At 72.3% G+C, this 25166-nt stretch carries 25 protein-coding genes, 1 tRNA gene and 1 pseudogene; 6 read left to right on the plus strand and 21 right to left on the minus strand.

Features of this window, described 5'->3' with window-relative positions:
* Window positions 1–254 precede the first annotated feature (254 nt).
* Together ACIG5E_RS04350 and ACIG5E_RS04355 are read left to right on the plus strand one after the other, a co-directional pair.
* A complete protein-coding gene (locus ACIG5E_RS04350; protein WP_396531372.1) occupies window positions 255–1466 on the plus strand; it encodes an SPFH domain-containing protein in 1212 nt (403 codons plus the stop codon).
* Window positions 1463–2434 carry a C40 family peptidase gene (locus tag ACIG5E_RS04355; protein WP_396531373.1) on the plus strand — a complete coding sequence of 324 codons (972 nt, stop codon included), beginning with the start codon at window positions 1463–1465 and terminating at the stop codon, window positions 2432–2434. Before ACIG5E_RS04350 ends, ACIG5E_RS04355 begins: the two co-directional genes overlap by 4 nt.
* A gap of 55 nt (window positions 2435–2489) precedes the next feature.
* On the opposite strand, the gene ACIG5E_RS04360 is transcribed toward ACIG5E_RS04355, so the two are convergent.
* A complete protein-coding gene (locus ACIG5E_RS04360) occupies window positions 2490–3446 on the minus strand; it encodes an aldo/keto reductase (RefSeq protein ID WP_396531374.1) in 957 nt (318 codons plus the stop codon).
* Between the two features lie 154 nt (window positions 3447–3600).
* Between ACIG5E_RS04360 and ACIG5E_RS04365 the strand changes: the two genes are divergently transcribed.
* Window positions 3601–3804 carry a hypothetical protein gene (locus tag ACIG5E_RS04365; RefSeq protein ID WP_396531376.1) on the plus strand — a complete coding sequence of 68 codons (204 nt, stop codon included), beginning with the start codon at window positions 3601–3603 and terminating at the stop codon, window positions 3802–3804.
* Window positions 3805–3925: 121 nt separating this feature from the next.
* Here ACIG5E_RS04365 and ACIG5E_RS04370 read toward each other — a convergent pair whose 3' ends face one another.
* From ACIG5E_RS04370 to ACIG5E_RS04405, 8 genes and pseudogenes are all read right to left on the minus strand, one after another.
* Window positions 3926–4912, minus strand: coding sequence for an endo alpha-1,4 polygalactosaminidase (locus tag ACIG5E_RS04370; RefSeq protein ID WP_396531377.1), 987 nt, complete (start codon window positions 4910–4912; stop codon window positions 3926–3928).
* A 22-nt stretch (window positions 4913–4934) separates the two neighbouring features.
* Complete coding sequence (locus tag ACIG5E_RS04375) at window positions 4935–5630, minus strand: spherulation-specific family 4 protein (protein ID WP_396531379.1); 696 nt, start codon at window positions 5628–5630, stop codon at window positions 4935–4937.
* Entirely contained in the window at window positions 5627–6544 is a 918-nt protein-coding gene (locus ACIG5E_RS04380; RefSeq protein WP_396531380.1) for an NAD-dependent epimerase/dehydratase family protein, read from the minus strand. The genes ACIG5E_RS04375 and ACIG5E_RS04380 overlap by 4 nt, the downstream gene beginning before the upstream one ends.
* A gap of 125 nt (window positions 6545–6669) precedes the next feature.
* Window positions 6670–7371 (minus strand): annotated as a pseudogene (locus ACIG5E_RS04385) (NDP-sugar synthase); the annotation flags it as partial.
* A 73-nt stretch (window positions 7372–7444) separates the two neighbouring features.
* The gene (locus ACIG5E_RS04390) at window positions 7445–8437 is read right to left on the minus strand and encodes an SDR family NAD(P)-dependent oxidoreductase (RefSeq protein WP_396531381.1); all 993 of its coding nucleotides are present in this window, start codon (window positions 8435–8437) and stop codon (window positions 7445–7447) included.
* A 99-nt stretch (window positions 8438–8536) separates the two neighbouring features.
* The gene (locus ACIG5E_RS04395; RefSeq protein ID WP_396531382.1) at window positions 8537–10090 is read right to left on the minus strand and encodes a hypothetical protein; all 1554 of its coding nucleotides are present in this window, start codon (window positions 10088–10090) and stop codon (window positions 8537–8539) included.
* Window positions 10091–10240: 150 nt separating this feature from the next.
* Window positions 10241–11755 carry a GT4 family glycosyltransferase PelF gene (gene pelF / locus ACIG5E_RS04400; protein ID WP_396531383.1) on the minus strand — a complete coding sequence of 505 codons (1515 nt, stop codon included), beginning with the start codon at window positions 11753–11755 and terminating at the stop codon, window positions 10241–10243.
* A gap of 128 nt (window positions 11756–11883) precedes the next feature.
* Window positions 11884–14172, minus strand: coding sequence for a hypothetical protein (locus ACIG5E_RS04405; RefSeq protein ID WP_396531384.1), 2289 nt, complete (start codon window positions 14170–14172; stop codon window positions 11884–11886).
* Between the two features lie 464 nt (window positions 14173–14636).
* Here ACIG5E_RS04405 and ACIG5E_RS04410 point away from each other — a divergent pair, with 464 nt between their 5' ends.
* Complete coding sequence (locus tag ACIG5E_RS04410; RefSeq protein ID WP_396531385.1) at window positions 14637–15476, plus strand: tyrosine-protein phosphatase; 840 nt, start codon at window positions 14637–14639, stop codon at window positions 15474–15476.
* 12 nt (window positions 15477–15488) lie between these two features.
* Here the strand turns inward: ACIG5E_RS04410 and ACIG5E_RS04415 are convergent, their stop codons facing one another.
* From ACIG5E_RS04415 to ACIG5E_RS04450, 8 genes are all read right to left on the minus strand, one after another.
* A complete protein-coding gene (locus tag ACIG5E_RS04415; protein WP_396531386.1) occupies window positions 15489–16376 on the minus strand; it encodes an RNA polymerase sigma factor SigF in 888 nt (295 codons plus the stop codon).
* A gap of 145 nt (window positions 16377–16521) precedes the next feature.
* Entirely contained in the window at window positions 16522–17304 is a 783-nt protein-coding gene (locus ACIG5E_RS04420; RefSeq protein ID WP_396531456.1) for an RNA polymerase sigma factor SigF, read from the minus strand.
* A 358-nt stretch (window positions 17305–17662) separates the two neighbouring features.
* Window positions 17663–17956, minus strand: a complete 294-nt coding sequence (locus ACIG5E_RS04425) for a Dabb family protein (protein WP_396531387.1) — start codon at window positions 17954–17956, stop codon at window positions 17663–17665.
* A gap of 12 nt (window positions 17957–17968) precedes the next feature.
* On the minus strand, window positions 17969–18133 hold the full coding sequence (locus tag ACIG5E_RS04430) for a hypothetical protein (protein WP_188304848.1): 165 nt from the start codon (window positions 18131–18133) through the stop codon (window positions 17969–17971).
* A gap of 448 nt (window positions 18134–18581) precedes the next feature.
* A tRNA-Ser gene (locus tag ACIG5E_RS04435) sits at window positions 18582–18668 on the minus strand.
* A gap of 68 nt (window positions 18669–18736) precedes the next feature.
* Complete coding sequence (gene tadA / locus ACIG5E_RS04440) at window positions 18737–19264, minus strand: tRNA adenosine(34) deaminase TadA (protein ID WP_396531389.1); 528 nt, start codon at window positions 19262–19264, stop codon at window positions 18737–18739.
* A 50-nt stretch (window positions 19265–19314) separates the two neighbouring features.
* Window positions 19315–19872: a tRNA adenosine deaminase-associated protein gene (locus tag ACIG5E_RS04445; protein WP_396531390.1), complete on the minus strand. Its 558-nt coding sequence runs from the start codon at window positions 19870–19872 to the stop codon at window positions 19315–19317.
* Between the two features lie 302 nt (window positions 19873–20174).
* A complete protein-coding gene (locus ACIG5E_RS04450; protein WP_396531391.1) occupies window positions 20175–20411 on the minus strand; it encodes a hypothetical protein in 237 nt (78 codons plus the stop codon).
* 163 nt (window positions 20412–20574) lie between these two features.
* Between ACIG5E_RS04450 and upp the strand changes: the two genes are divergently transcribed.
* Window positions 20575–21210, plus strand: coding sequence for a uracil phosphoribosyltransferase (gene upp, locus ACIG5E_RS04455; protein ID WP_189913140.1), 636 nt, complete (start codon window positions 20575–20577; stop codon window positions 21208–21210).
* A 74-nt stretch (window positions 21211–21284) separates the two neighbouring features.
* Here the strand turns inward: upp and ACIG5E_RS04460 are convergent, their stop codons facing one another.
* The 3 genes from ACIG5E_RS04460 to ACIG5E_RS04470 all read right to left on the minus strand — a co-directional run bounded on the left by ACIG5E_RS04460 (window position 21285) and on the right by ACIG5E_RS04470 (window position 23388).
* Entirely contained in the window at window positions 21285–21956 is a 672-nt protein-coding gene (locus ACIG5E_RS04460) for a LytR C-terminal domain-containing protein (protein WP_396531457.1), read from the minus strand.
* A 252-nt stretch (window positions 21957–22208) separates the two neighbouring features.
* Window positions 22209–22505: a type II toxin-antitoxin system VapB family antitoxin gene (locus tag ACIG5E_RS04465; protein WP_030273186.1), complete on the minus strand. Its 297-nt coding sequence runs from the start codon at window positions 22503–22505 to the stop codon at window positions 22209–22211.
* Between the two features lie 226 nt (window positions 22506–22731).
* A complete protein-coding gene (locus ACIG5E_RS04470; protein ID WP_396531392.1) occupies window positions 22732–23388 on the minus strand; it encodes a rhomboid family intramembrane serine protease in 657 nt (218 codons plus the stop codon).
* A gap of 83 nt (window positions 23389–23471) precedes the next feature.
* On the opposite strand from ACIG5E_RS04470, the gene ACIG5E_RS04475 reads away from it, so the two are divergent.
* Complete coding sequence (locus ACIG5E_RS04475; RefSeq protein WP_396531393.1) at window positions 23472–23990, plus strand: YbhB/YbcL family Raf kinase inhibitor-like protein; 519 nt, start codon at window positions 23472–23474, stop codon at window positions 23988–23990.
* Window positions 23991–24031: 41 nt separating this feature from the next.
* Here ACIG5E_RS04475 and ACIG5E_RS04480 read toward each other — a convergent pair whose 3' ends face one another.
* Window positions 24032–25000, minus strand: a complete 969-nt coding sequence (locus ACIG5E_RS04480; protein WP_396531394.1) for a helix-turn-helix transcriptional regulator — start codon at window positions 24998–25000, stop codon at window positions 24032–24034.
* Between the last annotated feature and the right edge of the window lie 166 nt (window positions 25001–25166).

Here is a 25166-nt window from a genome sequence, read left to right on the forward strand (position 1 = left end):
CGCCGAACCGTCCCAACCGTCCGTTCATGTGTCTGCGCGTCAGGTCGGCTTTGGACGATTCGTCAGGAAATGTCGACACACCTCTGCTCAAATGTCGCATTTGATGACGTATGAACTTAGCCTGACCCTGGCACTGCCCGTCAGATCCGGGCCGCCCGTTGCGCGACACACCAGACCCAGAGGATCCGTGCATGGACGTCACCCGCGATTCTTCGCAGCGACTCGAGAACCTGCCCGAGTCGTTCCCCCCGGCCTTGCCGGAACGTTCCGCCTCCGGCGCCAGCCCGCTCGCCGAGGTCTCGACCGTCAAGGCCGGCAAGCCGGCCGGCCCGGCCGGCGGCGGCCCGGCGACCGCTCCGCTGGCCGTCGTCCCCAGCCCGTCCTCCGCCCGCCCCGCCGACCTGCGGGACCCGCTGGAGACGGCCGCCCCGGAGACCGTCGAACTCCCCGAGGTCGGCCGGGCCGGTGCCCCCGCCGCCGCCACCTCGCGTCGCCCCCCGCGGGCGGACCAGGCGGTGCGTGAGCACACCGCCACCGCCGTGCCCGGCTGGGTCGCCCTGCTGGTGGTGCTGCTCGGCCTGGCCGGGGTGGGGTACGTGCTGCTGCGCACCGGCGTCATCCCGCACTGGGACGCGCTGCCGGACCTGAGCAACTCCGCCGTGCGGGACGGCGGCCGGGCCGAGGTGGACGCCCAGGCGATCGCCGCGGTCGGCGTGGCCGGTCTGCTGGTGGTGTTCGCGCTGGCCGGTCTGCTGGCCAACGCGGGCGGCGAGACCCGGGTGCTGACCCGCTGGGGCCGCTACCGGGGCACGGTGCGCAAGTCCGGGCTGGTCTGGGTCAACCCGCTGCTGCGCCGCCGCCGGGTCGACGTGCGGCTGCGGCACTGGCGCAGCGAGCCGGTCAAGGTGGTCGACCGCACCGGCACCCCGATCGTCGTCCGGCTGCTGATCGTCTGGCGGGTCAAGGACACCGCGCGGGCGCTGCTGGCGATCGAGGACCACGAGAGCTACCTGCGCGAGCAGGTCCAGGCGGTGCTCACCCGTACCGCCTCCACCCTGCCGTGCGACAGCAACGCGGCGCCCGGCCCCGCGCTGCGCGACGGCCAGTGGTTCGCCGACGAGATGACCCGGGCGCTGGCCGCCGAAGCCGCCCCGGCGGGCCTGGAGGTCTACTCGGTGCAGCCGCTGGCGCTGGACTACGCGCCCGAGGTGGCCGAGTCGATGCGCCGCCGCCGGCTGGCCGACCTGGACGCGGGCCTGCGGACCGTGCTGGTCGACGACGCGGTGGAGGCGGCGGCGCTGGCCGTCCACCGGCTGGAGCGCGCGACCGCGCACGAACTGGACGAGGCCGCCCGCAGCGCGCTGATGGAGCAGCTGCTGGTCGCCTTCGTCGCCCCGGCCGGAGTGGCCGCCTCGGTACCGCCCCCGGCCGCCCGTGCCGGGCGGAAGGAAGGACGACCCGCATGAGGATAGCCACCGGCGCGTACGCCGAACCCGACACCGGTCTCGACGCCGACTCCGGCCTGATCGGCTTCGAGGAGCGCCTCGGCAGCATCCCCGCGATCACAGGCTGCGGCTGCCCGAACTGCGCCGCCCGGCCGCGCACCGCCCGCGCCGCCGCGGCGGTCGGGGGCAGCCGAATACACCGGGCCGTGCGAAGTACCTGCCTGGCCACCACCGTGCTGGCGGGCGCCGGCGTGGTCGGCCTGACGGCCGGGGCCGGCTCCGCGCACGCCGCGGCCGGCAAGCAGGGCTGGGACGGGTCGAGGTACTGGTTCAAGAACGGCGCCGGTGAGTGGCGCTGGACCAGCCACTACGACGTCTACGCCAGCCGCATCGGCCAGTCCGGCGGCTCCGGCGGCAAGGCCGTCTCGAACGGCTCGGCCTCCTCCTGGGGCCTGCGCCAGGGCTGGGACGGGTCGAGGTACTGGTTCAAGAACGGCAGCGGCGAGTGGCGCTGGACCAGCCACTACGACGTCTACGTCGGCCGCACCGGCCAGCCCGGCGGGGCCTCGGACCAGGCCGTCGAGCGGCCGGGCACCGGTTCCTCCCCGGGCGGCACGGCGTCCTCCGGGAGCACCGAGGCGGCCGTCGACTACGCGCTCGCCCAGCTGGGCAAGCCGTACGGCTGGGGCGGCGACGGCCCGTCCGGCTACGACTGCTCCGGGCTGGTCCAGCAGGCCTACCGGCGCAGCGGGATCAGCCTGCCGCGGGTGGCCGACGACCAGTACGCGGCGACCACGCCGATCAGCGCGAGGCAGCTGCGCCGCGGTGACCTGGTGTTCTGGTCGGACAGCGGCCGGGCCTCGGGAATCCACCACGTGGGGATGTACCTGGGCGGCGGCAAGTTCGTGGAGGCGCCGCGGCCGGGCAAGACCGTCCGGATATCGACGCTCGACTCGGGCTACTACCCGACCCACTTCGGGCGGCCGTAGCCGGAGAACGCCGGGCCCCCAACGGCACGCCGCTGTCGGGGGCCCGGTCGTGTGCTCAGGCCGAGGCCTCGTCCAGCAGCGCGGTCTGCGCCGGGGTGAGCTCCAGGGTGACGCCGGCCAGCAGCGGGGGCAGCTGGTCGACGGTGCGGGCGCTGGCGATCGGGGCGGCGACCGTCGGGCGGGCGGCGAGCCAGGCCAGGGCGACGCTCGCTGGCTCGACGCCGTGGGCGGCCGCGACCGAGTCCAGCGCCTCCAGGACCTTGGGGCCGCGCGGCTCCGCCAGGTAGCGGGCGGCGCCCTCGGCGCGGGCGCTGTCGACGCCCGCGCCGCCCGGGCGGTACTTGCCGGTCAGGAAGCCGGAGGCGAGCGCGTAGTACGGCACGGTGGCGAGGCCGTGCTCGGCGACCACCTCGGCCAGCGGGCCCTCGAAGGTGTCGCGGGACACCAGGTTGTAGTGCGGCTGGACCGCGACGTACTTGGCCAGGCCCTCGCGCTCGGCGAAGGCCAGCGCCTCGGCGAGCCGCTCGGCGGAGATGTTCGAGGCGGCGACCGCCCGGACCTTGCCCGCGCGGACCAGCTCGTCCAGTGCGGTGACGAACTCCTCGACCGGGGTGTCGTCGTCCCGGTGGGTGTAGTACAGGTCGATGTGGTCCACGCCCAGGCGGCGCAGCGAGGCCTCGGCGGCGGCCCTGATGTTGGCCGCGCCCAGACCCTTCGCCTCGGGGTGCATGCCGACCTTGGTGGCGATCACGATGTCGTCGCGGTTGCCCCGGCTGCGCAGCCAGTTGCCGATGACCGTCTCGGACTCGCCGCCGGTGTTGCCGGGGGCCCAGGCGGAGTAGACGTCGGCGGTGTCGACGAAGTTGCCGCCGGCGGCCGCGTAGGCGTCCAGCACGGCGAAGGACTGCTGTTCGTCGGCCGTCCAGCCGAAGACGTTGCCGCCGAGGGAGAGCGGGTGGACGGACAGGTCGGAGGTGCCGAGGCGGACCCGGCTGTGGTTTCCGGTGGTCATGCTCGCAGTCAACCCTCTTGCGCGGCAGAGCATTCCATTGGTCACACGGATTTCACGATCCCGTCGTATCGTCGTCGCACGCCCGGGTGGTCCGTCGGCCGGAGGAGGGGTCCGGGGTGTGCCTGAGGTGGGCGGATTCGTTAGAGTCCGTGCCATGGCTGACAACGACTACGACCCCGCCGGTAGCACCCAGATGTTCCGGGCGTTCGTCGACGAGAGCCCGGCGCGTCAGGCACCGGGTTCCGTCTCCACCTACGGAAGCAGCAGCAAGAACGGCAGTCGCACCGGCGTGATCGCGCTGATCGCCGTCATCGCCCTGGTCGTCCTGGGCGCCGTCGTCTGGCTGGCGGTCAAGTGACCCTCGCGCGGGTGTAGGGCCCGGCTCTTGGATCCTTGCCGGGCCCGCCGCGGCCTGATCCGACAAAACCCAAGAGCCGGGGCCTTGGCCCGGGTCACCCGCGCGACGGGGGAGGACGTCCTCAGCAGGGCTTGCGCCAGGCGTTGAGGTCGAGCTTCTTCTGCATCGAACTGAAGCCCAGCGCCTTGGTCTTGGCGCAGAACTGGTCCGTGTCGAGCTTGTACTCGACGTGGAAGACCGCCTTGCCCGCCTTGATGAAGGGCGAGACCCGGTCGCACTCGTCGAACTGCGAGCACTCCTCGTTGACCGCGAAGTCGAAGTCCGGCAGCAGCGCGGGGATCTGGTCCAGGTCGTTCTTCAGGCCGATCGCCAGACCGCGGTCGTGCGCGAGCTTCGCCAGCATGCGGTTGTACGCGAGCTGGTCGTCAGGGGTCAGCGGGAAGCCGCTGTTCTGGTTGTAGGCCTCGATGGTGTCCGGCTCGATGGCGTCGAAGCCCTTGCTCCTGCACATGTCGAAGCGGGTGGCCATCAGCGGCTTCAGCTGGTCGAGCTTGCGGATGTCGAACCACTTCTCGCCCTTCCAGCCGGTGTCCGAGCCCTGCAGGGCCTTGGCGAAGGCGGCGGAGTCGGGGCGGAAGTCCTCCCAGGAGCCGGCGTTGATGTAGCAGATCACCTTGCGGCCCTTGGCGTGCAGCGCGGCGACCACCGAGGCGTCGTTCTCGAAGCCGTCGATGTCGTAGACGGGTACGTCCACCGACTGGTCGACGGTGCCGCCGAGCTGCCACTGCCAGGCCAGGCCCGGGGTGGGCTGCCAGCGGGCGCCGGCCGGCGGCTGGGTGGTGGCCCCGGGCGGGGTGGTGGTGCCCGGGGTGCCGGGGGCGGTGGTGGTGCCCGGGGCCGAGGTGGTGCCGGGGGCGCTGGGCGTGCCGGGGGTGGCGGAGCCGTCGCCGGGGGTGCTCGGCGCGGTGGCCGCGGGGGAGTTGCTCGGGGTGCCGTCGGACGAGTCCTGGTCGTCCTCCGAGCCCGAGCTGCTGCACGAGCTGACCAGCAGGGCGGTGACGGTGGCGAAGGCTATGGCGGCCGGCAGCAGCCGGGTGCGGCGGTTCACGGTAGTCGAACTCCGGATCGGGTCAGGTCAGTTCAGCGGCGGTCAGGCCGTAGGGCAGGGTGCGCCAGGGGTTCTCCCCGGCGCCCGGTACGGCACAGCCGACGCCGGCTCGCCGGGCGGCGATCAGTGCGGAGGCATCCTGGGCGGACTCGGCCGGGACGTCGTAGACCAGGTGGCAGAAGCGGGAGGCCGCGTGGCGGCCGGTCCACAGCGGCAGGGTCATGGCGCGGTACGCGTCCCAGTCGCCCTCGAAGGTGACCAGCAGGTCGGCGAGGCCGACCTCGGCGTAGCCGGGGTCCGGGTGCTCGCCGTGGCCGAACACCACGGTGCCGCAGCCGGCCGCCCGAGCGGCCGTCGCGAGCCGCCGGTAGTGCGCCAACGCGCCCGGGTGGGTGGCGACTTGGTCGAGGTACACGCCGGTGATGCCATGCCGTTGACGGTACGTCAGGATGTCGGCGACCACGGCCGCGTGCGGCCTGCGGCCGTAGTCGGTGTCGGCGTATCCGACCAACGGCAGGCCGGCCGCCCGGAGTTCTTCGGCGGCCTCGGCGAAGACGTGGTCCGGCACCTCGCCCGGACCGTCCGCGAGGTTGAGCACCACGGCGGCGATCCGGGCGGGGTCGGCGGCGGCGACCGCCCGCCAGGCCGCCGGGTCCACCGCGGGGTGGACGTACAGCGGCACCAGCAGGCGGCCGTCGGGGATGGTCCCGGAGGTCATGCGACCACCGGGATCGGCGCGGGTTCGGCGGTGTCGAGCCACAGGTCGCGCAGGGTGTCGGCGAGGACCGTCTCCGGGTGCCAGCCGAGTTCCCGGGCGGCGGCCGACACGTCGGCCTGCTGCCAGGAGACCCCGGCCGAGCGCTCGGAGCCCGCCCCGCTCTCGTCGATCCGGCCGGTGAAGCCGGACGCCGCGACCAGGCCGTCGGCGATCGCCCGGACCGGCTGGGCCCGCCCCGAGGCGAGGTTGAGCACCCGGGGGAGCGGACCGTCGGCGGCGACGGCCAGGCCGACCGCCTTGGCGATGTCCCGGGCGTCCACGAAGTCCCGGTAGGCGGAGAGGTCCCCGACCGTGACCACGCCGTCGGCGCCCTCGGGCGCCACCCGGCGCAGCTCGGCCGCCAGTCGGCCGGGCAGCGAGCCCGCCGGGGCGCCCGGGCCGACCGGGTTGAACACCCGCAGCACCACCGCGTCCAGCGGGGAGCCCGCCACCGCGAGGGAGCCGGCCAGCTTGGTCGCGCCGTACACGCCGACCGGGCGGGCGTCGGCCTGCTCGGTCAGGGACTCGCCCTCCGCGCAGACGCCGTACTCACCGGCCGAACCGATGTGCACCAGGCGGGCCTTCGGGGCGCCCAGGGAGAGCGCCTCGCAGAGCACCGCCGGACCGCGGGCGTTCACCTCGGCGAGCTTGACCGCGCTGCCGGCCACCGCGCCGGCGAAGTTGACCACCACGTCGGGGGCCAGCGCGGCCAGTTCCTCGCCGAGCGGGCCGGCCTGGGCGGTGCCCAGGTCCAGCCGGAGGTCGTGAGCGGGCCGCCGGCCCGCGGTCAGCACGGTGGCCCCGGGCAGTGACCGCAGGACGGCGGAGGCGTGACGGCCCAGGAAGCCGTCGCCGCCGAGCAGCAGGATTCTCACGCGGCCCGTCCGTCGCTCTCGACGCCCGCGGCGGCGGGCTCCTCGACCTCGTCGTCCGGGGCGGTGCGGGTGGCCGGGATCGGCAGCTCCGCGACGCCCGGCACGGTGACGGTCGACTCGAAGGGCATCAGGACCGGGCGGATCGTCGAGAACTCGGTGTTCGCCCGGTCGTAGTCGTCCGGGCGGCCGATGTCCAGCCAGTAGCCGCCGAAGTCGTACGCGGCCGGCGGGGTGTCGGCCGCCAGCAGGTCGAGCACCAGCTCGTCGAAGCCCAGCGGCAGGCCCGGGGTGTACTTGGCGAGTGCCGCGCGGGAGACGCCGTACACGCCCATCGAGACCCGGTAGTCGATGCTGGGCTTCTCCTGGAAGCCGGTGATCGTGCCGGAGTCGGTGGTCAGCACGCCGAAGTCGATCTTCACCTGGCGGGCGTAGGTGGCGATGGTCAGCGGGGCGCCGGACGTCTCGTGGTGCCGGAGCACCCCGGCGAAGTCCAGGTCGGTGAGGATGTCGCCGTTCATCACCAGGAAGTGCTCCGGCAGGCGGTCCTGCATGGTGAGCAGCGGGCCCATGGTGCCGAGCGGGCTGTCCTCGACGGCGTAGCCGACTCGCAGGCCCCACTGCGAGCCGTTGCCGACGTAGGCGCGGATGATGTGGCCGAGGTGGCCGATGGCCAGGGTGACGGTCTTGAAGCCCGCGGCGGCGAGCTGGCGCATCACGATCTCCAGGATCGCGTGCTGGTCGCCGATCGGGACGAGCGGCTTGGGAAGCGCGGTGGTGTACGGGCGGAGACGGACGCCCTTACCGCCGGCCAGGATCACTGCGTGCATGGTGTTTCCCCCACGGAAAGGATGTGTAGGACACGAACCTCGGATACCAGGACGAGCATGATCGTTACGGCGGTCAGACGTTGTAGATGTCGGTCTTGTAGCGCGCCAGGTTGGCCGGGTCGCGGAAGAACTCGATGGTCTGCTCCAGGCCCTGCTCCAGGCTGAACAGCGGGGCCCAACCGGTGGCCTCGCGCAGCCGGGTGGCGTCCGCGACCAGGCGCATGACCTCGGAGTTGGTCGGACGGATGCGCTGCTCGTCCTCCTGCACCAGCAGGTCGACGCCCATCAGCTTGCCGACCAGGGTGACCAGGTCGCCGACCGAGATCTCGCCGCCGGTGCCGGCGTTGAAGGTCCGGCCGACCACCGTCTCGGCGGGCGCGGTGCCCACCGTGCGGAAGGCGTTGGCGGTGTCCTTGACGAACATGAAGTCGCGGGTCGGGCGCAGGTCGCCGAGGGTGATCTCGGTCTGGCCGGCCGCCACCTGGGCGATCACGGTCGGGATGACGGCGCGCATCGACTGGCGCGGGCCGAAGGTGTTGAACGGGCGCAGGGTGACGACCGGGGTCTCGAAGCTGGCGTGGTAGCTGTCGGCCAGCCGGTCCCCGCCGGCCTTGGAGGCGGCGTACGGGGACTGGGTGTTGATCGGGTGGTCCTCGGTGATCGGCACGGTCTGCGCGGTGCCGTAGGTCTCGCTCGTGGAGGTGTGCACCAGGCGCGGGATCTCCAGGTGGCGCACCGCCTCCAGCACGTTCAGGGTGCCGGTGACGTTGGTGTCCACGTACGAGTGGGGAGCGCGGTAGGAGTACGGGATCGCGATCAGGGCGGCCAGGTGGTAGACCGCCTCGGTGCCCTTGACCAGGCCGTTGACCGAGCCCGGGTCCCGGACGTCGCCCAGGACGATCTCGATCGAGTCCAGCACCTCCTCGGGCAGGGTCTCCAGCCAGCCGAAGGAGGAGAAGGAGTTGTACTGGACCATCGCGCGGACGTGGTGCCCGTCGGCGACCAGGGTCTCGACGAGGTGGGAGCCGATGAAGCCCTCGGCTCCGGTAACCGCGACGCTGCTCATGCGGATTCGCTTTCTCGATTTCGGGAGCGGCCGGACGTCCCGTGACAGCCGGCCGGTGGTGTTCTCGGTGGAGGCTGGCCCTTCAGCGGAGCTGAGGTGTCAGCGGTGTTGGGTGGTGCGGCCGAGCGCGGGCCCGGCGGTGGCGGTGAGGACGAGTGCGGCCGCCCCGCAGCCGATCAGCTGCAGGACGATCGGGTCCGCACCGGTCAGCAGCCCGACGCTCTCGGCGACCGCGGCGGCCAGACAGATGAGGGCGGTGCTCCAGCTGAACCCGAAGGCGTTCAGCAGCAGCGCCAGCCAGAGCGAGCCGCCCAGGAGCAGCATCGCGCCGAGCTGCGGCACGCCGAGCGACGGGGCGCCCGGCCACAGCACGGTCGCGGCGGCGTCCAGCGCGGCCACGGTGGTGAGGTAGATGAACAGGCAGCCGAGCAGGATCCCGCCGGTGCGGCGGGTGAACTGCCCGGTGGTGTGGCTGGTGCGCAGCGCGGCCACGGCCATCGCCCGGTAGCGGAACAGCAGCCACTCGGCGAGGCCGAGACTGAGCGTCAGCGCGATCATGGCCGGGCCGGTGGGGGTGGTCTTCACCTCGCCCACGGGGTGGGCGTGCCCGGGGTGGGCGTGCACGACGTGGGAGGCGGCGTGCACGGCCTGGTGGATGGTCTCGCCGAGGCCGGCGATCAGCGTGAGCGCGCCGCAGGCCAGCCCGAACAGCAGGTGCGGGACCTCCTGGCGGATCGGCAGCTTTACCTCCACGCCGTCCCGTTCGCCGTCGCGGGCCGCGACCATCAGCTCCCGGACGGCCAGGCCGACCGCCAGCGCCACCGAGGCGAGCAGCACCACCGTACGGACCAGCTCCGGGACGTCGACCGCCAGCACCACGCCCGCGCCGACCGAGGCCGGGGCCAGCGCCAGCAGCAGGAACTTCTCCCGCCCGAGCACCAGCAGCGCGGTGGCCGCGCCCAGGTAGCAGGACTGCCCCGCGGCGAACCACAGGGCGCCGAGCGGCCCGCCGATCACGTACGCGGCGGCGGAGGCCAGCAGCGCGCCGATCGGCGCGCCGACCGCCAGGCAGACCGCGGCCTCCCGGCGGCGCAGCCGGCCCAGCCAGCGGTACGCGCGGTGCGCCAGCGCCTGGTTGAAGCCCCAGCTGACCAGCGTGGCGATGGACAGCGCGAGCATGCCCGAGGGCAGGCCGAAGCGCATCCGGGTGGTCGCGAACAGGTTGGCGCCGAGCAGGTAGCCGAGCCCGGGCAGGGCGAACACCAGGCCGCGCACCACGCAGCGCCAGGGGTCGGCCCGCCAGGGGTTGGCGAACTCCGAACTCGGGCCGGGGTAGCGGCGCTCGACCTTCTCGAACAGCTCCTCGGCCACGGTGAAGGCGTCGGGGCGGCCGTACAGCAGGGCGGCCTGCTCGTCGGAGAGGCCGTCGGACTCCAGGAAGGCCGCGATCTCGTAGGGGTGGACGGCGTCGGCGCAGATGTCGTGCAGGCGCTCGGCGAGCTCGTCCAGCGGGTCGTCGGAGAGGCCGAGCTGCTCCGCGGGGTCGGGCTCGGCGGGCGGGGCCGGCCGGCGGCGCTTCAGCGGCAGGGTGCGCAGCTGCATCGTCCGCTCGGAGCCGCCCTCGTCCGGAACGAGGCGGATCGGACCACTCATGCGCCCACCTCGCTGCGCTCGGCGGCCTCTTCGCGGGACACGCACCTGTCGATGGCTCGCTCGCTTCGCTCGCTCATGCGCCCACCTCGCTGCGCTCGGCGGCCTCTTCGCGGGACGCGCACCTGTCGATGGCTCGCTCGCTTCGCTCGCTCACGCGCCCACCTCGCTGCGCTCGGGCCGCGCGGCGGTCAGCTGCGGTTCCCAGTCCGGGCGGGGGACCTCGTCGGTGATGGCGACCATTCCGCCGGGCATCCAGCGGGAGGTGCCCAGGAGCTCGGTGTAGATGCCCCGGAAGCCGTCGATGTTCTGGCGGAGCGTGAACTGCTCGATGACCCGCAGCCGGGCCCCCTCGCCCAGCCGGGCGCGCCGCGCGGGGTCGCGCAGCAGCTCGATCGCGGCGGCCGCCATCGGCTCGGGCTCGCGCGGCGGGACGACCAGCCCGGTGTCGCCGACGGCCTCGCGCACGCCGCCGACGTCGGTCGAGACGGTCGCACGGCCGCAGGACATGGCCTCGATCAGGGTGAACGGGAAGCCCTCGCTGATGCTGGAGAGCATCACCACGTTGCCCGCCGCGTACGCGTCGGTGATGTCGGCGACGCGGCCCTCGAAGGCCACCGAGTCGGCTACGCCGAGCTCGGCGGCCAGGGCTATGCAGCCGTCCCGGTACGCCTCGCCGCCCTTGGGGGTGCCCCCGAAGAGCCGCAGCCGCGCCTCGGGGATCTCACGGTGGACGATGGCGAAGGCCCGGATCAGCGTCTCCAGGTCCTTGATCGGGTCGACCCGGCCGGCCCAGCTGAGGGTCGGGGTCTCGGGCTCCGGTCCGGCGGGCGGGAAGGCGGCCGGGTCCACGCCGTTGTAGACGGTGCGGATGTGGGTGGAGGGGGTGCCGCCGCGCTCCTCCCAGCGCCGGTTGTACCGGTTGCCGGGGGTGACCAGCGCGGCCTGCCGGTAGCTCTCCTCGGCGAGCATCCGGTAGAAGCCGAGCAGCAGCGCCTTGACCGGCCAGCGGTACGGGCCGGTGCGGTAGCCGAGGTAGCGCTCACGCAGGTAGATGCCGTGCTCGGTGAGCAGAAAGGGTACGCCGTACTGCTGGGCGGCGATCAGCCCGGGCAGGGTGGCGAGGCCGCCGCTGGCCGCGTGGGCGACGCCGTCGGTGGGCGGGTTGACCGAGAGCGGCCGCAGTGCGTGCTCCAGCAGGTCGGTGGCGTTCAGCGCGTCGTGCAGGGTGGGCCGGGACACCGCGGTGGGCAGGTAGTCGCGGGTCCACACGTGCTGGAGGGTGCGCAGGGCGCGCTCGCTGCGCAGCGCCGGGCTGAGCAGCCCGCGCCGGGCGAGGTCGGCGAAGCCGTACAGCTCGGTGCCGAAGTGGGTGGTGTAGACCGGATCGAGGATGGAGTGCAGGAAGCGCTCGTACGCGTTGAGGAAGCGCCGCATCTCCTTGCCGCGCGGCGGTCGGGCCTCCGAGGCGGGGCCCCACAGCGGTGCGGTGGTGACCGACCGTACGTTGGCGGGCAGCTCCCAGGCCAGTGGTTCCTGGCCGGTTCCGGTGACGGCGACGATGTCGAAGTCGACGTCCGGCATGCCCTGAACGAGCTGGTCGCACCAGACGCTCACACCGCCGTGCTGGTGCGGGTACGTCCCCTCGGTGAGCAGGGTGACGCGCATCTCCTGTCCCCCCTCCTGTTCTTGCGTCGTCTGTCCGGCCTGGGTGGCCGGAGCGGGAGCCGTGGGGGGGGGGGGGGGGGGGGGGGGGGCCCCCCCCCCCCCCCCCCCCCGCCAAGGGGTGTTACGGGTTACCGGTTGCCGGAGTGCTGGGCGCCTTTGCCCTGGGCGGCGTCCTTGCCGGGCACCGGGGTTCCGCTGCCGGGCACGAGGGACTTGGCGGCCGGCTTGCGGGTGGTGTCGCCCGGACCCGCCGGGACGGGGGTGGCGACGCCCTGCGGCACGACCTTCTTGTCCGCCGGCGCCGGTGCCGGGACGGACTTGGCCGCGACGCTCGGCGCGACGGCGGCCGGGGCGGCCGGCGCACTGGCGGACGGGAGCTGCAGGGTGACGCTGCTCTGCAGGGCGCCCGGGGACACCCAGCCCGAGAGCGTACCGGCGTAGGCCGAACCGAAGGCGGCCGTACCGATGGCCATCTTCTGAGCAGTTCCGGTCGGCATGGTGGCCTGGATCTGAACACCGGCCGGTGCGCTGACGGTGACGGTGTTGCCGATCTTGTACGCGGTGACCTGGCCGGAGGCGAGGGCGCTGTTCCACGCCGCGCGCTTCTGGAACTCCTGGCCGATCTCGCGCTCGCCGAGGTTCACGATCGGGGTGCTGTCGGCGTACAGCGAGCGGTAGCTGCCGAGGATCTTCTCCAGCACCGGGTAGAGGATGCGGCCCTCGGAGAGGTTCGACTGGTGCACGAAGTGCGGGCGCGGGTCGTTGTTCAGCACGTGGCCGAGGTCGATCCGGGCCTCCAGCGGCACGATGTACGACTGGTAGCCGGTGGTGGTGTCCAGCGGCTTGGGCAGGCAGGTGGAGTTGGCGTTGTTCTCGCAGACGCCGCTGCCGCCGTTGGCCTTGCTGGTGTAGATCCAGTTGTACTCGTCCGCCTCCTCCTGCGCCGAACCGGCGTTGTAGAAGACGTTCATCGGGTACCGCGGCACGGTCAGCGTGGACGAGCCGACGGCCCGCTGGGCCGGCTCGCGGGAGGCGTCGCTGCCGGTGAACCTGATGCCGTTGGCGGCCAGCGCCGGCGCCAGGTTCGGGTTGTCGCTGGTCTCCTGCGGGGCGGTGAGCAGACCGGAGTGCTCGCCGGTGACGAGCACCTGCGGGTCGACCTTGAGGCCGTTGGTGGCGGCCCAGTCGAAGTTCTGCTTGATCTGGGTGGAGATGGTGTTCTGGTCGACCCAGACGGTGTTGCCCGAGGCGTCCTTGGTGCACTTCCACGGCACCACGCTGACGTCCTGCACGCAGCCCAGGTACGGGTGGCTGAAGGTGTGGTTGACCCAGCGGTAGCTGTTCTGGTCGGCGATCAGCTGGCTGGCCGTCGGGTCCACCGTGGTCTGGTGGTCGGCCTTCCAGTCCTCGCTGCCGTTTCCGTTGAACAGCATGTCGAGGGTGAAGTTGTTGGCGGCTTCCCACTGCTTGGCGTACTGCGCGTCGGCCTGGGTCATCCGGATCGGGTTGCCCGTGTCCGGGGTGCCGGGCGGGCAGGTGACGTCGCCGGGGGTGCACTTGAGCGTGGTGGACCAGCGGTCGTCGGCCAGGAACACGTCGTCCACGTGGGTGGCGAAGTAGTTCCGGTCGTAGCCGAGGTGGACGCCCTGGGTGATCCAGTCGACCATGCCGCGGGCCAGCAGCCGGTACTGCTGCTGGTACTGGTTGTAGACGAAGGTGACGACCAGTTCCTTGCGGCCGTCGTGGGTGTACTCACCGACCAGCGAACCGCGGCTGGTCGTGTTCGGTATCGCCGCGTCGACCAGCGGGACGAATGAGGCGCCGGACGGCAGGTTGGCGAGCGGGGTCGCCAGGTAGCCGTAGCTCTCACTGACGTTGGGGTCGTTGTCCTCGAACGGGACGCTGCCCTTGAGGTACCCGAACGGACCGGAAGTCCCGGCCGTGGTGGTGGCTGCCTGGAATCCGTCGAGGGTGCCGACGAATCCCGGATTCTGAGCGTAGTTCAGACCGACCGCCGGGCTGGCCCACGTGTAGGCGTCGATCTGCCGGACGTTGAAAGCGGCTTCGTACGTGGCGATCGCCGTCATCTCGGCGGCGCTGTTGGGGAAGGGGTTTTCGTTGGGCAGCACGATGCCCTGGTACTTGCCCCGGGGGAGCCCGTTCACCGTGTCACTCAGGAAAGCGGAGTTGATGACGGGACGGTTGGGGTCATTGAGGCTGACGACCTTGTACGGCGTGCCCTGGCTCTTCAGCTCGGCGGTGATCGCCGCGACGGACGGGCCCCCGTCGTCGATGACCAGGACGGTGAGGTCGATCCTGGGCGGCGTGGTGTCGCCGTGGGCCAGGGTGGTCTGCAGGCCGCTGGCCAGCAGAACTGCCGCTGCGCAAGCGGCAACTCTTCGGGTCGCTCGACCCATGTCTGATCCTCCCCTTGGGACAGGCCCCGCGCTGCTCGGCGCTCGCCTGCCCGTGTAGCTGTTCGCGGGCAGCAGGCTGCCCGGCGCCCATCCTGGTCGAGGGTCGGCGGTGCGAGGGACCAATTGGGCGAGAGTGCAGCGAACCTGTTACCAACGTTCATGGCGAAGCCATGGAGGCGCTGATTGTGACCGTAACCGGACCGCCCGCGCAAATAATGAATTGAAAATGAAAAAGCGGAAGCCGACTGCTACAGCTGGTTACCGACTGTGCGGCTCACAGGGATCCGTGGGGCACCTACACTGTCGTCGTTGCGCCTGACACTCTTGCACATCGACCCGCTCCAATGGGCAGGTTCATGCAATATCGGGCACCGCTGTGCCATGTGACAGTCCGAATATGCAATGGAGGCTCACGGGTGATCGATGGGCGGATCGCATCCGAGCGAATCGGGGATGTACGGAATGTGCTCCCGGAGCCGGCCCGGGCCATCCTGGTCGGGCGCAGTCTCGGCCTGCGCGGTGCGGTCAACGCCCGGGATCTGGGCGGCTACCGGACGGCCGGAGGCCGCTCGGTGCGCGGTGGGGTGGCCCTGCGCAGTGACGGCCTGAACCACGTCACTGCCGAGGACCTCGACCCGCTGGGCGCGCTCGGCCTGCGCGCGGTGGTCGACCTGCGCAGCTCCGAGGAGATCCGCGAGGCCGGTCCCGACCGGCTGCCGGACGGCGTGGCGACGCATCATCTCCCGTTGCTGGCAATGGACTTCGACATCCACCTGATGCTGCGCAGCGCGCTCTCCGACCGCAGCCCGCGCAAGCAGCGCAGCCTGCTCGGCAACGGCCGGGCGGCCGCCATGATGACCGGCCTCTACCGCTGGTTCGTCACCGACCCGGTGGCCCGCGAGCGCTTCGCCGCCCTGCTGCGGCTGCTGGCCGACCCGGACGGCGTGCCGCTGCTGTTCCACTGCTCGGCGGGCAAGGACCGCACCGGCTGGGCCGCGGCGCTGGTGCTGACCGCCCTGGGCGTGGAGCGCGAGACGGTGCTCGCCGACTACCTGCTCACCAACGAGCGCTCCGCCCCGGTGGTCGACCGGGTGCTGGAGGACTTCGGCAGCCGCGGCCTGATGCGTGAGCCCGAGCTCCTCCTGCCGGTGTTCCGGGCCGACCGCGACTACCTGGACGCGGCCTTCGCGGAGGTCGAGGCCGGCTGGAGCGGCTTCGACGCCTTCTGGCGGGAGGGGCTCGGGCTGGACGAGGACGTGCTGACCGGGCTGCGCACCAACCTCCTGGTCGGCGAGGCGGGTTGAGCCGGGCGGCGGTCAGCCCTCGCTGATCAGCCCCTCGCGGAGCTGGGTGAGCGTGCGGGTGAGCAGCCGGGAGACGTGCATCTGGGAGATCCCGATCTCCTCGCCGATCTGCGACTGGGTGAGGTTGCCGAAGAACCGCAGCATGATGATCCGGCGCTCGCGCGGCGGCAGCTTGGCCAGCAGTGGCTTGAGCGACTCCCGGTACTCCACGCCCTCCAGCGCGAGGTCCTCGTAGCCGAGCCGGTCGGCCAGCGGCCCCTCGCTGTCCTCCTCGCCGGGGCTGGAGTCGAGCGAGCTGGCGGTGTACGCGTTGCCCACCGCGAGGCCCTCGACCACGTCCTCCTCGCTGACCCCGAGGCAGGCGGCCAGCTCGGCGACGGTGGGGGAGCGGTCCAGCCGCTGGGACAGCTCGTCCCCGGCCTTGGTGAGCGCCAGCCGCAGCTCCTGGAGCCGGCGCGGCACCCGGACCGACCAACTGGTGTCCCGGAAGAAGCGCTTGATCTCGCCCACCACGGTCGGCATCGCGAAGGTGGGGAACTCCACCCCGCGCTCCGGGTCGAAGCGGTCGATCGCCTTGATCAGGCCGATGGTGCCGACCTGGACGATGTCCTCCATCGGCTCGTTGCGGCTGCGGAAGCGCGCCGAGGCGTACCGGACCAGCGGCAGGTTGAGCTCGATCAGGGTGTCGCGGACGTAGGTGTGCTCCTCGCTGCCGGGCTCCAGTGCGGCCAGCCGCAGGAACAGCGAGCGGGAGAGCGTCCGGGTGTCCAGCCCGGAGCCGGGCGGTGTCTCGGTGGGTGTCCCGGAGCCGACCCGTTGGAGCGGGATCCGGTCCCCGGCGACCGCCGTACCCTTGGCCTGGCCAGCGTGGATCTCCGCAGTGCCCAGCTCTCCGGACATGCACCCACCCCCTTGTGACTGACAGTTGAACGGGGGCCGTCGCACGGAGGTTCCCGGCAGGGGCCCAACCCCCTCCATACCGGAACACGGTCCCCGGCAAACCCGAACGTCGCAAGATGTCACGCGGGGGTAACGCGCTGCAATCTCACTCTTCCCAGGAGTTGCCGGTCCGAAGCCTCGTCAGGATCCGCGAGAGCAGGCGGGAGACGTGCATCTGGGACATCCCCAGCTCGGTGCTGATCTGCGACTGGGTGAGGTTGGCGAAGAACCGCAGCATCACGATCCGCCGCTCCCGCTCGGGGAGCTGGACCAGCAGGTGGCGGACCATGTCGCGGTGCTCGACCTCGGCCAGTGCGGCGTCCTCGTAGCCGAGCCGGTCGAGCAGGGCGAGCCCGCCCTCGTGCTCCTGGGCGGCCTCCAGGGAGGCCGCGTTGTAGGCGCGCCCGGCGTCCAGGCAGGCCCGGACGTCCTCCTCGGGGATCCGCAGGCTGGCGGCGATCTCGGGCACCTTGGGGGCCCGCCCGTGCAGCACCGTCAGCTCCTCCATGGCGCCGCTGACCTGCACCCACAGCTCCTGGAGCCGGCGCGGGACGTGCATGGTGCGCACGTTGTCCCGGAAGTAGCGCTTGATCTCGCCCATGATGGTCGGCAGCGCGTAGGTGGGGAACTGGACGCCCCGGGTCGGGTCGAAGCGGTCGATCGCGTTGATCAGGCCGATGGTGCCGACCTGGACGACGTCCTCCATCGGCTCGCTGCGGCTGCGGAAGCGGGTGGCCGCGTAGCGGACCAGCGGGATGTTCACCTCGATCAGCGCGGCCCGGACCCGCTCCCGCTCGGGGGCGTCCGGGGGCAGCTCGGAGAGCCGCTCGAACAGCACCCGGGTGAGCGTCCGGACATCCACGGCGGGCCGGCCGCCGGGGCCGCGCAGCCCGTCCGGGCGGAGCTCGCCCGCCGGGCTGATGATCGAAGCCAGAACCTCGTCCACGGACACGTCACCCCTCCCAAAGTCGACAACGACGGGCCCTGCGGATCGGGTGTCGGGGCTGGTTCACACCTCGCCATGTCCGGCAAAACCGGTCATAGCATCACAAGGTGGGCGCAGGTCGGGCAAGCACCCGGTGGAGGTGTGTTGGTGGGGTGCCCGACCTCCACGGCGCCCGTCGGCGAGGCGCCGCAAGGGTTGTTCCCGGACGGAGCAAGACGCCCCGCCCGGGAGCCGGACGGGGCGGGCGCGGTCCGTCCGGGGGACGGGCGCGAGGGCGAGTCCGTCGGACACGCCCCGGAGGTCAGACCTCGATGTCGGCGATCACCCAGGTCGCGAACTCGCGCCACTGGCCGGCCGCGGCCTGGTGCGCGGGGTGGGTCAGGTACGCCTGGAGGGACTCCCGGTCCTCGACCAGGCTGTTGATCGCGTAGTCGTACGCGATGTCGCGCTCGGTGGTGTTCCAGCCGAACTCCCACTCGCGCAGCTCGGGGATCAACGAGCCGAGTTCGGCGAAGGCCTTGGCGCCGGCGAGCACGCGCTGGTCGTCCTTGGCGACGCCTTCGTTGAGCTTGAACAGGACCAGGTGGCGGATCACGGTGGCCGCTCCTTACTTGATCAGACCGGTCATGAAGGTGCCGACCGCCTTGGCCGCGTTCGAGATGCCCTCGAAGCCCAGCTGGACGAGTTCGGCGGACCGGGCCGGTGAGGTGATGATCGAGTAGAGCACGAAGATGAGCAGGAGGGCCATGCCGATCTTCTTCGCCTGCGCCATCGTGACCTTCCTCCCTGCGGTGGGCCGCCGTCATCCGGGTCCCCGAGCGGCCCTGCAGGGCAGCTTATCCACCGGACGGGCTATCAAGTGTGCGGCGCGTTCGCCCGGCGGGACGAAGGTCCCCGCGAGTGGGGCCTTTCTCCGGGTGCCCCGCGGCCGACGGGGCGGCAGGATGGGTGGCGTGCCGGGGATCTGGCAGGAATCCCCCGGCATGTGGATCCGGAGATCCCCGCTGTGGGACCGGTCGTCGCGGCTCCCCCCGGACGCGGCGCCGGTTGTGGGACTCCGCCGGGGGAGCGGTCAGTCCCCCCGAGCCGCTCCCCCTCCAGGCTCCGTACGAGCCGGGCCATGGTGGTCATGGCCCGGAGTACGGAGCCCTTTCCGCGTCCGAGGGTGCGCGAAAACGCCGAGGGCCCGTCCGGATCGGACGGGCCCTCGGGCTTTCGAGCGGTAGCGGTGGGATTCGAACCCACGGTGGAGTTGCCCCCACACACGCTTTCGAGGCGTGCTCCTTTGGCCGCTCGGACACGCTACCGAGGGGAACTCTACCGGACGGGTGGCGCGGTCACGAAATCCGTATCCGCGGGTGGCTGCCGGGCGGGGTCAGCGATGGGTGTCGAAGAAGGCGCGCAGCTGCTCGCCGCACTCCTCGGCGAGGACGCCCCAGACCACCTCGGGCCGGTGGTTGAGCCGGCGGTCGCGCATCACGTCGAAGAGCGAGCCGGCCGCGCCGGCCTTCTCGTCGAGGGCGCCGTAGACCACCCGGTCGATCCGGGACAGCACGATGGCGCCGGCGCACATCGTGCAGGGCTCCAGGGTGACCACCAGGGTGCAGCCGCTGAGCCGCCACTCCCCGATCTTCTCGGCGGCCTGCCGGATCGCGACCACCTCGGCGTGCGCGGTCGGGTCGCCGACCGCCTCGCGCTCGTTGTGGCCGCGCCCGAGCACCTCGCCGTCGGGGCCCAGGACGAGCGCCCCGACCGGGACGTCCCCGGTGGCCGGCGCCAGGGCGGCCTCGGCGATGGCGAGGCGCATCGGCGCCGCCCAGCGGTCGCGGACCGGGTCGGGGCGGACGGGGGCGGGCAGCGGGGGGACGTGCGGGACGATCAGCGGGGTGGATGCGGGCTGCATGGCATCCAGTGTCGGGCATCCGGTGATGGACACCGGCCTGACCGGTGCCGCTACCGGACCGCCTCCAGGACCTCGCCGCAGCCCAGGGCCTCGGCGATCTCCTCCAGGGCGTCGCCCGGCACCGCGCCCTCGCCGCTGAGGGCGAGCAGCTCGTCGGCGGCCAGGCCGAACTCGGTGAGCAGGTGGGCGTCGCCGAGCGGGCCGACCGGGACGCCGCCGCGGCCGTCCGCGTCCTCGTCGTCCTGCTCCTCGGCCTCGGCCTCCTCGTCCAGCAGGTGGTCCAGGTCGCCGAACTCGCTCTCGCCGGCCTGGTCGACCAGCTCGTCGGTGAGGACGGAGCCGTAGGAGCTGCGGGCGGCGGCGGCGCCGTCCGACACGAAGATCCGCGGGTCGTCCTCACCGTCCACCCGGACGATGGCGAACCAGGCGTCCTCCTGTTCGATGAAGATCAGGACGCTGTCGTCGTCCTGCGTGGATTCGCGGGCCAGGTCGGCCAGATCGGCCAGGGTTTCGACGTCGTCGAGCTCCGTCTCGCTCACATCCCACCCGTCCTCGGTGCGAGCAAGCACTGCAGCGAAGTACGCCACCAGGGACACTCCCAAGATCATCGGTCTCGGCTGTCGGCGCGCTCGGGCAACGCGAAAATCTGGCCGCCCCCGCGCCAGAGGCGGTCCGCTTGTTCGGACCGTCCCATCGGAATCGTGACAGAAAGCCCGCCCTTGCGGGGGGTGTTCGGCAGCGCGTCTTTGCAGGTCGTGTCGGAAGGGCCGGGTGGTGGACGGCGGATCCGGGCCGGGACGCGCCGGGGCCGGTCGAATTTTGGCCCGAACGCCCGTTGGAGTGATGACGGGCCGGGCCGGGGTCGGGTCGGGGGCTGGGGGAAGCGGGTCGGACCCGGGTCGGATCCCGGTCAGATGCGGAAGGTTCGCATCCGCATCGCTTCGCGCATCCGGCGTTCCTTGGTCCGCCGGGGCTGGACCCGCTCCCTCAGCTCGCGGGCCTCGGCGAGTTCGCGCAGGAAGACGGCCCGCCGCCTGCGGCGCTCCGACTCGGTCTCCGGGGGGTCCTGCGGCGGGCCGGCGCGAAGGGCCGCCCCGCCGACGGGCTCGTCCGCCGAGCCGTCCCCGGCCTTCGGGTTGCTCGTCATAAGACGTGACATTCCCAGAACGGCCGGGTTGATACCACAGGGACCGGTTCCGTCCGGACATTCGCCGTGCGTCACGGCGTGTCACGGGACGGTGACCGCGGCCGGTGGGTGGGCCTGGCACGGCGTGTCGTACAGGCGTCCAGGACCGGGCTAACCTCGGTACATGCGTCTCCACGTCGTCGACCACCCCCTGGTCGCCCACAAGCTCTCCACCCTGCGCGACGAGCGCACCGACTCGCCGACCTTCCGTCGCCTGACCGACGAGCTGGTGACCCTCCTCGCCTACGAGGCCACCCGGGACGTCCGCACCGACGAGGTGGAGATCACCACCCCCGTGGCGGTCACGCTCGGCACCCGGCTCAGCTACCCGCGACCGCTGGTGGTGCCGATCCTGCGGGCCGGCCTCGGCATGCTGGACGGGATGACCCGCCTGCTGCCGACCGCCGAGGTCGGCTTCCTCGGCATGGTGCGCAACGAGGAGACCCTGGAGGCCTCCACGTACGCCACCCGGATGCCCGACGACCTCTCCGGCCGCCAGGTCTACGTGCTCGACCCGATGCTCGCCACCGGCGGCACCCTGGTCGCCGCGATCAAGATGCTGATCGAGCGCGGTGCCACCGACGTCACCGCCGTGGTGCTGCTGGCCGCGCCCGAGGGCGTCGAGGTGATGAAGCGCGAGCTGGCCGACCTGCCGGTCACCGTGGTCACCGCCGCGCTGGACGAGCGGCTGAACGAGAACGGCTACATCGTCCCCGGCCTGGGCGACGCGGGCGACCGGCTGTACGGCACGGCCGGCTGACCCCTTCCCGAACGTCCGAGAGCCCCCCGGCACTGCGTCTGCCGGGGGGCTCTCCTGCTGTCGCTGTCGTGCGGTCAGCAGCTGCCGGTGGCGCTCGGGGCGGGGGAGGGCTTGGTGGCCAGGGCGAGGGCGGCGGCCGCCTGGGTCTCGTCCAGCAGGGCGTTGTAGCTGTCGCCGATCACGAAGTCCACGCTGGCGTCGGTGCGGGCGTCGGCGGTGACGGCGGCCCCGGCGATCTGGGAGCTGACCAGGGTGCCGGCGGCGGCGCCGGTCGGGCCGGCGATCACCTGGGCGGTGCCGGGCACCTTCTTGTCCAGCTCGGCGGGCGCGTTGCCGACCTTGCCGATGACGAAGCCGCGCTTCTTGAGCTCGTCGGCGGTCCGCCCGGCCAGACCGGCCTTGGTGGTGGCGTTGTAGACGTTCACCGTGACGGCGGTGGGCGCGGGGACGGCGTGCGGGTCCACCGCGGCGGCGGGGGCGCCGGAGGTGCCGGGGGTGGCGCCCGGGGTCGGGGCGGCCAGCGGCTTGCCGGACGGGTCGGCGCAGGCCTGCGCGGAGGCGTTCCCGTTCCTGCCGCGGAAGATGTCGTACAGCTGCACGCCGCCGAGACCGATCAGGGCCAGGGCGAGCAGGGCCGCGAGTGCGGCGATCACCTTGCGACTCTTCTTCGGGGGGCGGCCCAGCCGCGGGTAGGCGTTGCCGGTGACGCGGTACTGCTTCCCCTTGAGGCCTTGGGGAGTCAACATGCTCACGGTTTGTCTCCCCCTCGTGCCAGGGCGGGGTCGGGATGACGGGTGGGCCGGGCAGAGGCGTCCTCCCTGGTGCGGGCGGAACCCCTGGTCGAAGCCGTAGTCAGCAGCGTAGTGCCGGACAGCTGTGAAGGTACTAAACGATCATCATCTGGAGTACCCCGGTACCCGAAAGGAGGTACCCGGGTACGCGCGGACCGCCCTCCGCCGGGAGGCGAGGGGGCGGTCCGGGAGATGGCCGTGTGGCCGTCAGTCCATTTCGAGGACACGGGCGTGCAGCACCTGGCGCTGCTGCAGCGCGGCCCGTACGGCCCGGTGCAGCCCGTCCTCCAGGTAGAGGTCGCCGTGCCACTTCACCACGTGGGCGAAGAGGTCCCCGTAGAAGGTCGAGTCCTCGGCCAGCAGGGTTTCCAGGTCGAGTTGGCCCTTGGTGGTCACCAGCTGGTCGAGCCGCACCGGACGCGGGGCGACGTCAGCCCACTGGCGGGTGCTCGTCCGGCCGTGATCCGGGTACGGCCGCCCATTGCCGATGCGCTTGAAGATCACACGGAAAGCCTACCGTTCGGACGGCGGATGGCGCAGCAGCCGCGGGGGCGCCACGCGCACGGTTGTGAGCCGCGGGTGGGCGATTGCGGCTGTTTGGTGGGAAATGTCGTGAACATCGCCCGGTCTCGGCCGGGTTCAGGACCCGCTTCCGGCCTCCGATCCCGTCCAGGAGCGTGCCTGATGCGCCCGGTCGGCTGCATGCCGGTCGCCTGCACACCCGGTCGGTCTACAGGCCGAGGTCGTCCAGCTCCTTGAGCAGGGCGGTGTTGGGGCTGTCCGGGGCGGGAGCCGCGGGGACGGGCTTCGGCTGCGCCTGGTTGCGGAGCAGGACGGCGGCGGCCAGCCCGCCGATCAGCCCGCCGAGGTGGCCCAGCCAGCTGACGCCGTGGACGACCGGCAGCACGCCGATCAGGATCGTCCAGTAGACCGCGGCGACGCCGAGGCCGACGACCGCGTCCAGCACGTTGCGGTCGAGGACGCCGCGCAGCACCACGTAGCCGAGGTAGCCGTAGACCATGCCGCTCGCTCCGGCCGTCACGGTGTTCGGGCTCTCCAGCAGCCAGACCGTGAGCCCGCCGGACACCGTGATCACCAGGCTGGCCAGCAGGAACTTCCGCATGCCGCGGTAGGCGGCCAGGAAGCCGAGCACGAACAGCGGCCAGGAGTTGGACAGGATGTGGTCCCAACTGAAGTGCAGGAACGGCATGGTGAACATCTCGGGCAGGTCGTCCACCCGCTCCGAGCGCAGGCCGTACTCCTTGGACAGGTCGTAGTCGTCCAGCCAGTTGACCACCTGCACGGACCAGATGACGGCCTGGAACCCGAGCATGGTGAACAGCGCGCGGCGGGAATCCGAGAGCAACTGGGCGAGTTTCGAAGCCATGGCGTCGACTGTAGGGGCGGCCGGATCGGTCGTGCACCCCATTACAGTGATCAGTGTCATCCCGACCGTGAGAGGTGCACCCCATGAGTGTTCGTCCGCCGTTGCCGTACGAGTTCCTGCCGCAGGTGCCGTCCTTCCAGCTGAGCAGCCGGGACATCACCGAAGGCGGCACGCTGGGCCGGGAGTTCATCCACGGCGGCGGCAACCTCTCGCCGCAGCTGGCCTGGTCGGGCCTGCCGGAGGGCACCCGGAGCATCGCCGTCACCTGCTACGACCCGGACGCGCCGACCGGCTCCGGCTGGTGGCACTGGCTGGCCCTCAACCTGCCCGCCGACACCGCCGAACTGCCGCGCGGCGCCGGCGCCTCGGACGACGGCCTGCCGGGCGCGGCCTCCTTCCACGGGCGCAACGACTTCCCGAGCAACAAGTACGACGGCGCCGCCCCGCCGCCCGGCGCCCCGCACCGCTACGTGTTCGCGGTGCACGCGCTGGACGTGGAGAAGCTGGACGTCACCGCCGACACCCCGGCGGCCCAGATCGGCTTCAACATCACCTTCCACACCCTCGGGCGGGCGCTGCTGACGGCCGAGTACGGGGTCTGAGCACCCGCTGCCGGGGCCCGCTGTCCGGGCCGGGCCCCGGCTCAGCTCCCCCGGTTCGCCGCGTGGTCGGCCCTGGTCGCGATCGTGCGCAGGTGCTCGCGCAGCTCCGGGGGCTCATGCACCTCGAAGTCGCAGTCCAGCATCAGCAGTCCGGCCGCCAGCCACTTCAGGGAGTCCGCCCGGGAGCGCAGGCGGCAGCTGTGGTCGTCGATCGGTTCGAGCTCGTAGTCGCCGGTCCAGGGCATCCAGCCGTCGACCTCGGCGGCCGGGCGGTGGACGGTGGCCACCATGGTGTGCGTCGGTGACTGGCGGCGCAGCCGGCTCGCCACGAACACGGCGGCGTCCTCGGCCGGGAGCGGGCGCGGGGTGAAGCGGGCGCCGGTGGCGAACGGCTCGGTGATCCGGTCGACCCGGAAGAGCCGCCAGTCGTCCCGGTCCAGGTCGTAGCCGATCAGGTACCAGCGGCGGCCGGTCGAGACGAGCCGCTCGGGCTCGACGTTGCGCCGGGTCTCGGCGCCGTCGCGGGCCCGGTAGTCGAAGCGCAGCCGCTCGTGCTTGGTGACGGCGCCGGCGAGCATGGTCAGGGCCTCCGGGTCGACGGTCGGGCCGTCCCCGGTGAGCAGCGGTACGGTCGCCGTGTTCAGGGTCCCCACCCGGTGCCGCAGCCGGCTCGGCAGCACCTGGAGCAGCTTGCCAAGTGCCCGGACCGAGGCCTCCTCGATGCCGACCACGGCGTGCCCGGCGGCCGCCCGCAGGCCGACCGCGATGGCCACCGCCTCCTCGTCGTCCAGCAGCAGCGGCGGCATCGCGGTGCCCGCGACCAGCCGGTAGCCGCCGACCGCGCCCATGGTGGCCTGCACCGGGTAGCCGAGGTCCCGCAGCCGGTCGATGTCCCGGCGGATGGTGCGGGGGCTGACGCCGAGCCGCTCGGCGAGTTCGCTGCCGGGCCACTCGCGCGGGGTCTGCAGCAGGGACAGCAGGTTCAGCAGCCGGGCCGGGGTGTCGCTCATGCGCCCGCCTCGCTCCGCTCGGCAGGGGCATTCGCCCACGCGCACCTTTCGATGATTCGCTCGCTGCGCTCGCTCATGCGCCCGCCTCGCTCCGCTCGGCAGGGGCATTCGCCCACGCGCACCTTTCGATGATTCGCTCGCTGCGCTCGCTCATGCGCCCGCCTCG

The sequence above is a fragment of the Kitasatospora sp. NPDC053057 genome (assembly GCF_044546945.1).
In the GTDB taxonomy this organism is placed as follows: domain Bacteria; phylum Actinomycetota; class Actinomycetes; order Streptomycetales; family Streptomycetaceae; genus Kitasatospora.